At 71.1% G+C, this 13,911-nt stretch carries 12 protein-coding genes; 7 read left to right on the forward strand and 5 right to left on the reverse strand.

The genetic code is table 11. The annotated features are described in order from the left end of the window. Positions 1-122: 122 nt before the first annotated feature. The 6 genes from J8M51_RS29515 (at position 123) to J8M51_RS29540 (ending at position 8,424) form a co-directional block, all read left to right on the forward strand. On the forward strand, positions 123-1,268 hold the full coding sequence (locus J8M51_RS29515) for an ROK family protein (protein ID WP_086752301.1): 1,146 nt from the start codon (positions 123-125) through the stop codon (positions 1,266-1,268). A 278-nt stretch (positions 1,269-1,546) separates the two neighbouring features. After that, on the forward strand, positions 1,547-2,872 hold the full coding sequence (locus J8M51_RS29520) for an ABC transporter substrate-binding protein (RefSeq protein ID WP_086752299.1): 1,326 nt from the start codon (positions 1,547-1,549) through the stop codon (positions 2,870-2,872). A 129-nt stretch (positions 2,873-3,001) separates the two neighbouring features. Beyond that, positions 3,002-3,922: a carbohydrate ABC transporter permease gene (locus J8M51_RS29525; protein WP_086752297.1), complete on the forward strand. Its 921-nt coding sequence runs from the start codon at positions 3,002-3,004 to the stop codon at positions 3,920-3,922. Then, entirely contained in the window at positions 3,919-4,821 is a 903-nt protein-coding gene (locus J8M51_RS29530) for a carbohydrate ABC transporter permease (RefSeq protein WP_086752295.1), read from the forward strand. Before J8M51_RS29525 ends, J8M51_RS29530 begins: the two co-directional genes overlap by 4 nt. Before the next feature lie 2 nt (positions 4,822-4,823). After that, entirely contained in the window at positions 4,824-6,542 is a 1,719-nt protein-coding gene (locus tag J8M51_RS29535) for a hypothetical protein (RefSeq protein ID WP_086752294.1), read from the forward strand. A 49-nt stretch (positions 6,543-6,591) separates the two neighbouring features. After that, on the forward strand, positions 6,592-8,424 hold the full coding sequence (locus J8M51_RS29540) for a hypothetical protein (protein ID WP_086752292.1): 1,833 nt from the start codon (positions 6,592-6,594) through the stop codon (positions 8,422-8,424). 91 nt (positions 8,425-8,515) lie between these two features. Here the strand turns inward: J8M51_RS29540 and J8M51_RS29545 are convergent, their stop codons facing one another. After that, complete coding sequence (locus J8M51_RS29545) at positions 8,516-9,193, reverse strand: nucleoside/nucleotide kinase family protein (protein WP_086752290.1); 678 nt, start codon at positions 9,191-9,193, stop codon at positions 8,516-8,518. 105 nt (positions 9,194-9,298) lie between these two features. Between J8M51_RS29545 and J8M51_RS29550 the strand changes: the two genes are divergently transcribed. After that, positions 9,299-10,177, forward strand: coding sequence for an ANTAR domain-containing protein (locus tag J8M51_RS29550; protein ID WP_086752288.1), 879 nt, complete (start codon positions 9,299-9,301; stop codon positions 10,175-10,177). Between the two features lie 45 nt (positions 10,178-10,222). Here J8M51_RS29550 and J8M51_RS29555 read toward each other — a convergent pair whose 3' ends face one another. From J8M51_RS29555 to J8M51_RS29570, 4 genes are all read right to left on the reverse strand, one after another. Then, positions 10,223-11,338: a serine hydrolase domain-containing protein gene (locus tag J8M51_RS29555; protein WP_179202875.1), complete on the reverse strand. Its 1,116-nt coding sequence runs from the start codon at positions 11,336-11,338 to the stop codon at positions 10,223-10,225. Positions 11,339-11,508: 170 nt separating this feature from the next. Further along, positions 11,509-12,843 (reverse strand): CAP domain-containing protein, encoded by a 1,335-nt coding sequence (locus J8M51_RS29560; RefSeq protein ID WP_267299581.1) that lies wholly within the window; start codon positions 12,841-12,843, stop codon positions 11,509-11,511. A 40-nt stretch (positions 12,844-12,883) separates the two neighbouring features. Continuing rightward, on the reverse strand, positions 12,884-13,201 hold the full coding sequence (locus J8M51_RS29565) for a YkvA family protein (protein WP_086765089.1): 318 nt from the start codon (positions 13,199-13,201) through the stop codon (positions 12,884-12,886). Positions 13,202-13,306: 105 nt separating this feature from the next. Then, positions 13,307-13,690, reverse strand: coding sequence for a hypothetical protein (locus J8M51_RS29570; protein ID WP_086765086.1), 384 nt, complete (start codon positions 13,688-13,690; stop codon positions 13,307-13,309). Positions 13,691-13,911 lie beyond the last annotated feature (221 nt).

Genomic DNA, 13,911 nt, shown 5'->3' on the forward strand with positions numbered 1-13,911 from the left:
GTAGGCGAGTACCGCTTGACTTCGTTAGGAAATTAACTAACGAATAAGGGTGCGTCAAGGGTTATGACGCCGGAGTCCGCACGACCGTGCGGACGGAAGATCGCGGTACGACTGGGGAGAGCATGCAACTGAGCGAGAGCGCCCGCGCTGTCTTCGCCGTACTGGCCGCGTCGAGCACCGCCACCCGCCCCCAACTGGCCACCGGGGCGCGTCTGTCCAAGCCGACCGTCTCCACCGCCGTGGCCGAGCTGGAGGCGGCCGGCCTCGCCGCCCGCTCCGGCACCCTCAACGGAGGAACCGGCAGGTCAGCGGCTGTGTACGATCTCGGGCTCGCGGCCGGCGCGGTCCTCGCCGTCGACCTCGGCCCCAGCGTCACCCGGGTGCGGGTGTGCGCCCTGGACGGCACGCTGCTCGCCGAGGGCACCGGGCTGCGGGCGGACACCGTCGACGTGGTCGCGGACGCCCTCTGCGGGCTGTCGTCCGGGGCGCCGCTGCGCGCCATCGTCGTCGCCGTGGGCGATGTCACCGTCCAGAGCCGGGAGGGCACGGCCGTCCGGCCCGCCACCGCCAAGGCGGGGCCCATCTTCGACGCCCTGACCGTGACCCTGCCGCCCGGCGTGCCCGTGCACGTCGAGAACAACGTGAACTGCGCGGCCCTGGCCGAACTGCACGAGGGCGCCGCCCGCGGCCGGGACACCTTCGGCTATCTGCGGATCGGCGTCGGTATCGGTCTCGGTGTCGTCATCGGCGGCCAGGTGCTGCGCGGCGCGAACGGCGCCGCCGGTGAGGTGGCCCGGCTGCCCTACCCCTGGGACGCGGACCGGGAACCCCGCCACGAGGGCCTGGAGGCGCACATAGGGGCGGGCTCACTGCTGCGGCGGGCGGCGGACGCCTGGCGGGGCGTGGACGACCCCTGCCCGGACACCGTCGACGGGCTGTTCGCGCTGGCCGACGCCGGACACGCCACGGCCTGCGCCGTGGTCGGCCGGCACGCCGCCGACGTGGGCAGACTCGCCGTCGCGGCCACCGCGGTCCTGGACCCCGGCCTGATCGTGCTGGGCGGCGCCGTGGGCTCCCAGCCCCTGCTGCTGCCCGGCGTACGGGCCGAGCTGGCGCGGCTGAGCTGGCCCACCGAGGTCGTGAGCAGCGCGCTCGGCGACAGCGGCACCGTCGTGGGGGCCAGTCGGCTGGCCGTGGCCCGGGGAATCCAAACCGTGACCGGAGGGGGAATCCAAACCGTGACCGGAGGTGCGGCGGTGAAGCATTGACGGACTCCACCGGCATCTGCCAATGTCCGGACAAGCGCTTTCTAAGTCGGCCGGGACGCCGGCTTGGGGCGAGCCTCCCGCCCGTACTCGACGTACGGCAACCGCACGAGGGCGTGCCCGTGCGGTGACGGCCGACAAGGCCGGGGATCCCGCCCCGCGTGGACGACGCGGCCGGGCGAGGCCGTGCCCCCCGGAAAGCAGCTTTCCTGCAAAATGCACCCGTGCCGCCTCGGTCGGCGCGCCGTGCTCTGTCCCCTACCGAAAAAAAGGGATCGAAGATGACCACTGTGGGTGTGCGGCGCTCAAGCCGACTCGGCCGCGGCGGTATGCGCCGCCTGGTTCCCCTCGCTGCCGGTGTCTCGGCGGCCGCCCTGCTGCTCTCCGCCTGCGGAGGAGGGGACTCCGGCTCGGGCGGTACCTCCAAGTCGCTGACGTTCTGGATCTCCACGGTTCCGGGGCAGGACGCGGGCTGGAAGAAGATGGTGGCCCAGTACGAGAAGGAGACCGGCGTCAAGGTCAAGCTGGTCAACATCCCCTACGACGGCTACGCGACGAAGCTGCGCAACTCCGCGCAGGCGAACTCGCTGCCCGACGTGGCGGCCGTGCCGGCGCTCGACCCGATCTGGTCGAACAAGCTGATCGACCTCAGCGACATCGCCAACAACAAGACGAACAAGATCAACGCCAACTTCGTCGCCAAGGACTCCTCCGGGAAGGTGCTGTCCATCCCCTCGGACGTCACCGCGTCCGGCATGTTCATCAACAAGTCGCTGTTCGAGAAGGCCGGCGTCGACTACCCGACCTCGCCCGACAAGACCTGGACCTGGGACGAGTTCATCAAGGCGGCGAACGAGGTCCGGGAGAAGACCGACGCCAAGTACTCCCTGACCTTCGACCAGTCGCCGTCGCGACTGCGCGCCATGGTCTACGAGATGGGCGGCAAGTACGTCCACGCCGACGACTCCGGCAAGTTCTCGGTGGACGACGCGACCAAGAAGGCCGTGAAGACCTTCGTCGGCTGGAACGACGACAAGACCATGCCGAAGTCGGTGTGGACCAGCGGCGCCGACCCGTCGGCCATGTTCCAGAGCGGTGACGTCGTCGCCTACTGGTCCGGTGTGTGGCAGGTCGCCGCCTACGCGGAGAGCATCACCAAGTTCGACTGGGCGAGCGTCCCGACCCCCGCCCAGCCGGTGCAGGCCAGTGACGTCAACAGCGGTGGTATGACGGTCGGCTTCAACAACAACGCCGACGCGGCCGGCGCCGCGAAGAAGTTCCTGTCCTGGCTGTACGAGCCCGACCACTACAAGACGCTCTGCGAGACCTCCGGCTTCCTGCCGGTCGAGAGCGGTCTGAACCCGGAGTACCCCTTCAAGTCCGAGGCGGCGCAGGCGGCGTTCAAGCTCTACAACGAGTCGATCCCGCTGTACGACCCCATCTCCGGCTACTTCAACAGCGCGCAGACCAACTGGGTGCTGAAGGGCAAGAGCCTCGCCGACGACCCGACCAAGGCGGAGCTCGGCAAGGCGATCAACGGAGAGCAGTCGTCCGACAAGGCCCTGCAGAACATCGTCGACGGCTACAACACGCAGGTCGGCGGCTGATCACGGACCGGCAGTCCCGGGCGGCGGAGTCCCGACCCCGCCGCCCGGGCCCCCGGACCCCACCCACGTGATGCAGGGCTCAAGGCCTGAGCCTCCAGGAACCCATTCCACCAGCACGGAGTCAGGAAGATGACCAAACGCGCCCCGGACGCTTCGGACGTGTCCGTGAGCCCGCCCAGGAGACGAAGCAAGTACACCCTCGCACCGCTCGTCCTCATCTCGGGCAACGTCGTGCTCTTCGCGCTGTTCTTCGTCTGGCCGGCGGTGATCGGGCTCGTCTACTCCTTCACGAACTACACGGGAGTCGGGTCGTTCCAGTTCATCGGACTGGACAACTACAGCAAGCTGTTCGGGGACTCCGCCTTCTACGACGCGATGAGCCGCACGCTGCTGTACACCGTGCTCTTCGTCCCGCTGAACTTCGTGCTCTCGCTGCTCATCGCCAATGTGCTGGTGAGCAAGAACGCCAAGGGCACGTCGGTCGCCCGCATCTTCTTCTTCATCCCGTGGCTGCTGTCGCCCATCATCGTGGGTGTCCTGTGGCGGTGGCTGTTCGGTGAGAACTTCGGACTGGTCAACTACTTCATCGAGAAGCTCGGCGGAAGCGCCGTTCCCTGGCAGTCGAACGCGGACCTGTCACTGATAGTGGTCGTCGTGGCGGCGGCCTGGGCCTGGACGGGCTTCTCCATGCTGCTGTTCATCGCGGCGATCAAGAACGTCCCGACGTCGTACTACGAGGCGGCCGCGCTCGACGGCGCCGGTCCCTGGCGCCAGTTCATCAGCATCACCCTGCCGAGCATCGCCCCCACGTCCTTCATCGTCATCCTGCTCAACACGATCCACGCGATGAAGGAATACGCGGTGTTCGCCTCCCTCAACAACGGTGGACCCGGAACGTCGAACAACCTGATGGTCCAGTACATCTACCAGACGGGGTTCAAGTCGGGCCAGATCGGCTACGCGAGCGCCGCGTCGTTCGTGCTCATGCTCATTCTGATGGCCGTCGCGATCATCCAGATGATGGTCAACCGGCGGGTGGAGAACCGATGACAACCACAGACATGCCACGCAAGGTCGACGCCGGCCCCGGACGGCCTGTCCGCAAGAAGCGGTCCGGCGGCTCGGCCACCGGTGGGCTGCGGCGCGCGGTGGCCCCGACGACACTGCTGTGGGTCCTCGCGGGCCTCTACGGGCTGCCGGTGCTGTGGTTCGTCCTCAGCTCCCTCAAACCGGCGGGAGACCTGTTCTCCCTTCCGCTGACGGTGTTCCCCGAGAACCCCACCCTGTCGGGTTACCGGGAGGCGTGGGCGAGCGCCAACTTCTCCGGGTACTTCATCAACACCGCCATCGTGTGTGTGATCGCGACGATCCTCACGGTGGGCGTCAGCTGCTGCACCGGGTACGCGCTGGCCAAGTACGACAACAAGTGGCTCAAGGCGTTCTTCCTCGGCATCCTGGCCACCACGATGCTGCCGGCCGAGGTCATGCTCGCCCCGCTGTTCCTGGTCGTCCGCGACCTCGGCTTCTACAACTCGCTCTCCGGCATCATCCTCCCGGCCCTGCTCACCGCGACCGGCTGCTTCATGTTCCGCCAGTTCTTCCTGACGGTCCCCGACGAACTCATCGAGGCCGCGCGCATCGACGGCGCGAAAGAGCTGTCGATCTTCCTGCGGATCATGGTGCCGCTCTCCCGGCCGATCATGCTGACGCTCGCCATCCTGTCGTTCCAGTGGCGCTGGAACGACTACATCTGGCCGCTGCTGATGCTGAACGACCCGGAGAAGTTCACGGTCCAGATCGGCATCCAGAGCCTCGTCGGCGCGCAGAACATCAACTGGTCGGTGCTGCTCGGCGGTTCGGTCATCTCCATGATCCCGTTGATCGTCATCTTCCTGGTCTTCCAGAAGTACGTCATGAACGCCGACATCAACGCCGGACTGAAGGACTGACCTTGCCCTCCGCGCTCGACCACGAGTTCGTCCGGTCGGCGGCCCGCGCCGCCGACCGGTCGGCCGCCCCGCTGGCGGCCGACCCCGACGCGGAACCCGCCGGTGTTCCGCACCGTGGTCTGGCGTGGCGGGTGAAGACCCTGGTCGCGGCCTACCGCTCCCCGGACTCCGCACTGCACGGCAGCGAGCGGGCCGTCGCCGCCGCGACGACCCACCTCCGTGCCCTGCGGGCCGCGCAGACCACCACCGGTCTCTTCGCCGGCGGCGACAACGTGCAGTCACCGCCGGACTCCGCGTTCACCGTCAACGACGTCTGCGACGCGCACGTCCTCGCCGCCGGAGCGGGACCCGACCTGCGCGACGTCACGGCCGCGCTCGCCGACATCGCGGGCGCCACCACCGGCAGCCTCCTGACCGGCGGGGTGCACACCCCGAACCACCGCTGGGAGCTGTCCGCGGCCCTGGCCCGGCTGCACCGCTCGTTCCCCGACGACCGGCTGCTCGACCGCGTCGCGCAGTGGCTCGCCGAGGGCGTCGACATCGACACGGACGGCCTGTACTCGGAACGCAGCGCCAACTACGCGGCCCATGTGTCCAACCCGTCGCTGCTTCTCCTCGCGGAGGTGCTCGGCCGCGCCGACCTGCTGGACGCCGTCGCCCGCAATCTCACCACCACCCTGGACCTGATCAGGCCGGACGGCACGGTGGAGACCGTCCACTCGCGCCGCCAGGACCAGCACCACCCGTTCCCGCTGGCCCCCTACCTGCCGCACTACCGGCTGCTCGCGATCCGCACCGGCCGGGGCGACTTCGCGCGGGCGGCGCGGCTGGCGGCCGCCGGCGGCATCGACGACCCCGACCTGCTCGCCCAGACCCTCCTCACCCCGGACCTGTGCCGCACCCTGCCGGCCCCGGACGAGGAGACGCTTCCGCGCGAGACGTACCTCACCACCGCGCGCCTCGCCGCCCGCGCCTCGGCCACCGCGCACACCGTGGTGTACGGCGGCTCCGACGTGCCCCGGCACCGCCGCGTCCGCTCCGGCCTCGCCTGCAACCCCACCTTCCTGCGCCTGTTCGCCGGCGACGCCGTCCTCGACGCCGTCCGGCTCTCGCGCGGCTTCTTCGACCTGGGCCCCTTCCGCGCCGCCGACATGGAACAGCCCGCCGACCACCGCCACCGGCTCACCGAGACCCTCACGGCCGCCTACTACCAGCCGCTCCCCGAGGGCGCGAGGCGGGACGACGGCGCCTACCGGCTGGTCGACGACGGACGCTTCTCCGCCTCGATGGCGTTCCCCGAACGGCCCCGCGACGAGGTCTCCCACACCACCCGCGTCGACGTGGACCTGCGGGAGGACGGCGCCGACCTGCGGATCGACATCAGCGGACCACGCGTGCCCTGGGCCCTGGAACTGACCTTCCGGCCGGGCGGCGTGCCCGAGGGCGCCGTACCGATCGGCGACGGACGCTGGTGCCTGACGACCGGGCCGATGACCTACCGGGTCGGCGACGACGAGATCCTGGTCGAGGCCGGCCTCCGGGCGGGCGAACCGCTCGCCGGACCGGACCGCGCCGACGTACTGCGCTACGACCCGGGGCAGGACCACACGGTGGTGGGCGGCACCGACGCGACGACCGGGAACCGCGTCTACGTGGGCGGGCTCGGCCCGCACACCCTGACCCTCGCCCTGCGCGCCCGCCGGCCCGCACCCGTCGTGTGACCCCGCCGCACCCCACCATGGCCACCCCAGGCATGAAGGATTGATCCCCGTGCACCTCCCACGCCAGCTCGGTTCGCTGCACGACCTGCCGGACACTCCGGAGGCGTACGACGCCGTGCTCGCCGACATCACCGAGCAGGCACTGGCCCGCCTCACCCCCGAGGGCAGCCTCGAACACCCCGACTGCGTCGACGACATCGGCGACACCTCACTCGGCATCACCTCGCTGCTGGCCCTCGCCTGGCAGCGCACCAAGGACCCGCGTCTGCCGGAGGCGGTCGGCCGCAGCACCGACTTCCACCTCCGGGAGCGCGTCTACACGGACGACAACCCCGGCTACCCCAACCTGCGGGTGCGCGACTCCGGCCTCCCGTACGCCCGTTACACCCTGGCGTCCGGCGCCCATCCCATCGGCGACTGGCCGAGCACCGTGTGGGCGCTGCTCCAGGCCGTCGACCTGCTCGACCTCGCCGAGGGCCTCCTCACCGACGCACAGACCGCCGCCCTGCGGGAGACCGGCCGCGGCTACTGGCGCTGGCTCACCGAGGCGACCTTCTTCAACCCGCAGGAGGCCGGCAACCAGGCCATCGGCTGCGTGGTCGGCGGCCTGATGCTCGCCCGCCACCTCCCCCCGGAGGAGGGGGCCGAGGTCCGCGCCCGCGCGATCGCCCTCTACACCGAGGAGATCCGCGCCCACCGGGTACGCGACCGGGGCGCCCTGCTCCCGCCGGAGCACGGCGGCGCCTGGGACAACAACTACGGCCCGATCTCCCTGTCGTTCCTCGCCCAGGCCCACCGGGTCAGCGGCGAGGCGGTCTTCGCCGAGGACGGGGACGCGGTCGCCCGCTACCTGGACGCCCGCCTCACCACCGGCGGCTTCGACTGCGGCGGCCCCCGCTACAGCGAACAGCACTCCGGCTTCGAGTCGGTGCTCGGCCTGCGCTACTTCGGCCACCGCGTCGGCGCCGACCTCGGCCGCTACCGGGGCGACCTCCGCTGGGGCCGGCACGCGGTCAAGCCGGACGGCGGGGTCGACGGCCACTTCGCGTGGATGCTGGTCTGGCAGATCCAGGACACCACCCCCTGGCACCGCACCCCGTCCACCGGACCGGTCCGGCACCAACTGCGCTCCGGCGGGGTCTCGGTCGCCTTCGACTCGAAGATGACCCCGTCCCTCGTCGAGGCCGACGGCACGTACTTCCTGCCGGCCGCCGTCAACCGCCAGCACGGCTTCGGCCCGGTCGTCGACGGCTTCCTGCTCTGCCGTCCCATGGGAGAGGTCCGCGTCCGGGACGCCCGCGCCGACGGCCTCAGGGCCAAGCTGGTCACCAAGCCGGTCGTCACCCGCGACCACGTCCTGCGCCATGTGCGGTCCCTGTACGTCACCGACGGCACCCGCCTGTGGACCACCGTCGCCGTCGAACGCCTCCCCGGCGAGCCGTATCTGCTGGCGGGCCTGCCGTACGTGACGGACGACGCCGGCGGACTGCGCCGGATCGCGGACGCCGAGGTGGCCTCCGCGGGCGACCTGTGGCTGACCCACCCCGCCGGTGAGGGCCCGGAGTTCTTCGACGCCCGCGCCGACACCACCCAGGAACTCGCCGCCTTCGCCCTCGCCGCCGACCCGCGCGGCTACGGCGACCCCGACGAGGGCTGGTCGCATCTGATCGCCTCCACGGCCATCGAGGCGACCCCCGCTCCGGGTGCGCCGGCCGACCTGAGCGTCTTCGCCGTCCGCCACGGCGGCTCCGGCGAGATCTTCGACCCCACCTTCGACCATGTCACGGACGGCCTGAGAGTCCGCACGGAGGCCTTCACCGCGGTGATCGGCGACCCGAGGGGCGACGAACGGGGCGAACCGACCCTGACCCTCCGCGCCTGAGCCTCCGGGCCCGACCACGGGCCCCCACCAGCCGGCAGCCCGACGTACCTGACAACGTCGGGCTGCCTCGTTCTCCCGTCCGGTCCGCGCCCTACGCAGGTTCCGTGCCCGGGGCGCCCGCCTTCACCGGGGGCATCGCGGACCGGGGCACCACCAGATCCGCGTGCTGCCCGGTCGTCGCCACCAGCTCCGCGTTGCGCTGATCCGTGCGGCACACCCAGGCGACCGCCTCGCCGTGCCCCTTGCCGAACTCCTCGTGCCGGGCCACGAGCCGCCGGAGCCGCTCCGCCTCGTCGAGATCGCAGAACCACACCTCGTCGAGCCGGGCCCGCACCCGCCGCCAGGGCCCCTCGTCCACCAGCAGATAGTTCCCCTCGGTCACCACCAGCCGGGCCGAGGGCGGTACCGGGATCGAACCGGCGAGGGGCTGCTCCAGGACCCGCTCGAAGCCCGGCGCGTACACGACCTCCTCCTCGTCGCCGCGCAGCCGCTCCAGCAGCGCCGCGTACCCCGCCACGTCGAACGTGTCCGGGGCCCCCTTGCGGTCCCGGCGCCCGAGCCGGTCCAGCTCCACGTCGGCGAGATGGAAGCCGTCCATGGGCACATGGGCGACCCACGGCTCGCCGTCGCCGTTGAGGGCCCGGGTCAGCTCCGCGGCCAGGGTGGTCTTCCCCGCACCGGGGCTCCCGGCGACACCGAGGAGCGCCCGGCGCCCGGGGCGGGCCAGCGCGGCGGCCCGGTGCAGCAGATCGTCGAAGGTCAGGGACATGCGGACGACGGTAGACCCTGACCCGGGGTACTCGGGCCCGGACCGGGCAGACGATGTCTGCCGCCGGCCGAAGTACGGTCGGGGCGAAGGGGCGGAAGGGATCGGATGAGAGACAGACCCTGGTCGGAGCCGGACGACGACAGCTCGGCGACTCGGGAGGAACTCGCACGGCTGCGCGCCGAGGTGCGGCAGCTGCGTACCCGGATGGAGAGCCGCCCGCTGATCGCCCAGGCCCAGGGCATGCTGCGGGAGCGCTACGCCCTGCCGGACGCCGAGACCGCGTTCGCCCTGCTCCAACGCTCCTCCCAGCAGCACAACGTCAAGCTGCGCGCCCTGGCCGAGGCGGCGGTGAGCGCGCCACGCCCGGACGGCCGGAGCGCCCTGTGGTTCCCCGGCCGGGCCCGGCTGGCGGAGCCGCCGCTGAGCTTCGAGGAGGCACGCCGCCGCCGGGTCGGACGCGGCAACCGGAGCGAGGTCCTGACCGCCGTCCTCAGCCAGACCCTCGTCGTCACCGGCACCGGCATGGGCAACCTCCAGATCGCCGACCGGGCCGAGGGCGGACTGCGCATCGAGCGTCACACGGGACACCCGGAGGACTTCGTCGACTTCTTCGCCCACGTCGGTGACGAGGGCACCTCCTGCGCCAAGGCCGCGCGGGAGGTCGCCCAGGTCACCGTCCAGGACGTGGCCACGGACCCGGTGTTCACCGCGGACGCCCGCTCGGCGATCCTGCACGCGGGCAGCCGCGCCTGTCACAGCGTGCCGCTCACCACCTCGTCCGGGCTGTGCGTGGGCATGGTGTCGGCCCATTTCGCCCGCCCGCAGCGGGGCCCGACACGCGCCCAGCTGAAGGCGCTGACCGTGCTGGGCGCCGAGGCGGGCGAGTGGCTGGCCTGGTACGACCGGACCGTCGTCCTCGACGCCCTGGAACACCTGCACACCCTCGGCCGCGCCCACGGCGGCGGCAGCATCAGCCGACGCTGACCGGTCGCTCCCCGCGGGCGGCCGAGGGTGTGCCCGGCGCGGCCGTCAGCCGCAGAAGGTGGCCTCCAGCGCGCGGTTGACGGTCGCGTACACCGTGCCGTTGTTGGAGGTGTTGGCGAACGCCGTCACACTGCGCTTGCCGGTCTTCGAGGTGAACGCCCAGGTGTAGTAGCCCTGCACGGTCCCCGTGTGTCCGTACACCGAGGCCCCGCAGGACAGATCACGCCGGCGCAGCCCCAGCCCGTACGCCTGGGTGCTGTTCACCGGGGTCCACTTCAGCATCTCCTTCAGCCGCGCGGCCGAGGTCAGCTTCCCCTGCACCAGCGCGGACATGAACTTGTTCAGGTCCTTGGCACCGGAGACCAGACCGCCCGCGCTCTGGGCCCACGACGTCGTCTGCAGCGTGGAGTCGATCTTCTTGCCGGTGGAGTCGGCGGTCATGTAGCCGCGGGAGAACTTGCCGGGGATCGTGTTCTTCGGGTGGACGTAGAACGTGTCGGCCAGCTTCAGCGGCTTGATGATCCGGTCCTGGTACGCGGTCGCCACCGGCTTCTTGGTGAGCTTCTCGATCAGCATGCCCGCGACCACGAAGTTGGCGTTCGAGTACGCGTAGGACGCCCCCGGCTTGTTGGTGCGGGGCTTGGCCAGCGACAGGTCCATCAGCTGGCGGTAGGTGTAGACCTTGTTCCGCACCTTCTCGAAGCCCGCCACGCTCGGGGAGAAGAGGGTGTTGGCGTAGTCGTACAGCCCGCTGCGGTGGCTCAGCACATGGCGCACGGTGATCTTGTTGTCGGGCAGCAGTCCCGGCAGATACGTGTTGACCGAGGTGTCGAGCTTGATCTTGCCCTCGTCGACCAGCTGCAGCAGGACCACCGCCGTGAACGTCTTGGTGACGCTGCCGACGCGGATGCGGTCCCCGGTGCCGAGGGCGCGCTTGGTGGACCGGTCGGCGACCCCCTCCGCCAGGTGGTGCACCTTGCCGTTGTCGTCGATCCTCGCGAACGCGCCCGGCGCTCCCTGTGACAGCGCCGTGCGCAGCGTTTTTCGGAGTTCGGTCGTGTCGGGGCCCGCTGCCGGGGCCGCGTGGGCGGGGACCGTCAGGAGGGACAGGACGACCGCGCCCAGCGTCGCCACACCCGTGCCCACCGTTCTCGAAACCATCTGCACCATCCGATTCGTCTTCCGTTGACCGTCGTCCCACTGCCGACCGGCTGCCGTGCGACTGCCGTCATCGACAGGTGCATTGGAGTCGAGTGATCACGGAGAGTCAAGTAGCCGGATGTGCGGGTGAGTTGAGCTACTCGAAAGAGGGACAGCCGCGATGATCGGTTTCAGCCGCCGAAGAGCTGGGTCCAGTACGTGCCGGCCGCGCCGCCGCCGGCGAAGCCGATACCTATATGGGTGAACCCGGGTTTGAGGATGTTCGCCCGGTGCCCGGGGCTGTTCATCCAGCCGAGCACCACCTCGGCGGCGGACCGCTGACCGCACGCGATGTTCTCCCCGATGGACCGCCTGGTGGAGCCGGCCGCGGACGCGCGGTGCCAGGGTTCGCGGCCGTCGGGGGAGGTGTGCGCGTAGAAGGCCCGCGCGATCATGTCGGCGCTGTGCGCCTGGGCGGCGGTGGTGAGGTGGGGGTCGGGGGAGAGCGGGGGCAGACCGGCCCCGGCCCGCTCGGTGTTGGTGAGGGCGATGACCTCGGTGGCGGTCCGGTGCAGGCCGGCGGGGGAGAAGGGGTGGGCCCAGAGTGCCGTCCAGAAGACGGTGCCCGAACGGGGATCGGTGGCGTGGCCGAGGCCGGTCTGGCTCCAGGCGGGGTCGCGGAGGGTGCGGCCGGCCTTGTGGTCGGAGCGGCAGTGGTCCACGAACTCGGTGGGGGTGCGAGGGCCGGAGACCAGGTGTTCGCCGATGGTGAGGTAGCCGTAGCCCGTGGTGGTGACGCGCTGGTAGACGGAGAGACCGTCCTTGCCCTCGGCGCCGAGCCGGCCTTGGGCGGCCATGGCGGAGGCGTGGGCCCGGGCGGCCGCCGTGAGCCGCGGGTCGAGGGCCACGGGTGGGGAACCGGCGGTGGCGCGGAGGGAGTTGACCGAGTCCAGGTAGGCGTCGGGGGCGGTGTGCGCGGCGCGCGCCGGTGAGGGCCGGCCGCGCCGTTCCCCGCGCCCCTGGGCGGGTGCTCGTACGGGCGCCTCCTCCTCCAGCACCTCCACGCCGAAGTCCCTGGCCACCCCCGCCAGGCCGTCCGCGTATCCCTGTCCCAGAGCCCGGAGCTTCCAGCCCTGTCCCTTGCGGTACAGCTCCGCCAAGAGCAGTACGGTCTCCCGCTGCGGTCTCGGCGGGGTGAAGCGGGTGATCGCGCGGCCGTCGGAGGCGGTGACGAACAGGGTCGGGGCGGGCAGGTGGCCCAACGGTGTGTCGGGGGCGGCCGGGCTGATCGCGAGGGTGAGGCGGGTGGCGCCCGGGCGGAGGGCGGCCGGGGTCACCGTCAGGGTGTCGCCGGCGAGACGGGCTCCCGGGGCCGCCGGCTGGTTGTAGAAGACGAAGTCCGTGTCGCCGCGGACCCTGCCGGTGTCGTCGGTGACGAGGGCGGAGACGTCGAAGGGGCCCGGCACCCTGATCGTCAGGGTGCCGTCCGGCAGAGGGGTGTTGCCCCCGGGGACCAGCTCGTTCATCGGTGCCGTCCGTCGCAGTGACCGTCAGCCCGACAACGTCTCACCCCCGCAGGGCGGTTCCCGTGTCGTCCTGCCGTTCGGCGGCGGCCAGGGCGTCCTGGCGGCCGGAGCGCATCGTCCTGAGGGCGAGGAGGAGGACACCGATGTCGTCCAGGTAGACCGGGTCCGGCACCAGGTCGGTGGGGAGGACGAGATAGAGGACGGCTCCCCAGAAGACCCACTTGGGGCCGGTGGGCAGTCCCGCCCGGTCCAGTTCGCGCCGGGTGCGGACGAGCCGCAGGAGCAGCCAGACGGCCGCGCCGAGCAGAGCCGCCGCGACCACCGCGATCGCGACGATCACCCACGTCCAGGAATCCATCGGTCCGCCCCTCGGTCGTGCCGGGCGGTGTGCCCGGCTGGTGCCCTGTCCATCGTCTTCCCTCCGCGGGCGCCCTGTACCGCGGCGCGCGGAGCCGGGCCGGGGTCAGTGCGGGGCGCGGGCCAGGTTGTGGTCGACGAGGGCCTGGCTGACGGCCCGGATGGAGCGGGCCATGTGGTTCAGCTGCATGACCTCGGCGGCGTACATCTTGATGGTGTGCTCGATGACCGACTCCGACATCCCGAGGCTGGGCAGCTCGGCGCGGGCGGTCTGCAGGGCGGTGCGGGCGACGCGGATCTCGTGCTGGACCTGGATCTGGGCGTGCCGGGCGAGCAGCACGGGGTGGCGCATCATCGCCGGATAGCTGCCGTAACGGGCCGGCACCAGCTCACGCAGCCACTTCGCCGCGGACCGCTCCCAGTCGTAACTGCCGGGGGTCTTGACCTGACAGGGCCAGTCCGTGCGGAGGGGCGAGGAGGTGAGGGCCATGTTCAACGCTCCGGTCTTGCATCGACGCCATTGGGTGCAGCGGGTGGTGGAGTCTGGGCGGCCCCGGCATAGGGGATGGCCGGGGCCGCCTCACCCGGGGCGCCGTGGCGGGTAGGAGCGGACGGACCCGGGTGGACGGCGTGCCCCGGAGTCCCTCCGGGGCACGATCCGGGAGCAGTATTTATATATACCCACGAGTTTGCAAGAACATGAAAAAATTC

Origin of the sequence: Streptomyces griseiscabiei, from assembly GCF_020010925.1 — a bacterium.
Classification (GTDB): domain Bacteria; phylum Actinomycetota; class Actinomycetes; order Streptomycetales; family Streptomycetaceae; genus Streptomyces; species Streptomyces griseiscabiei.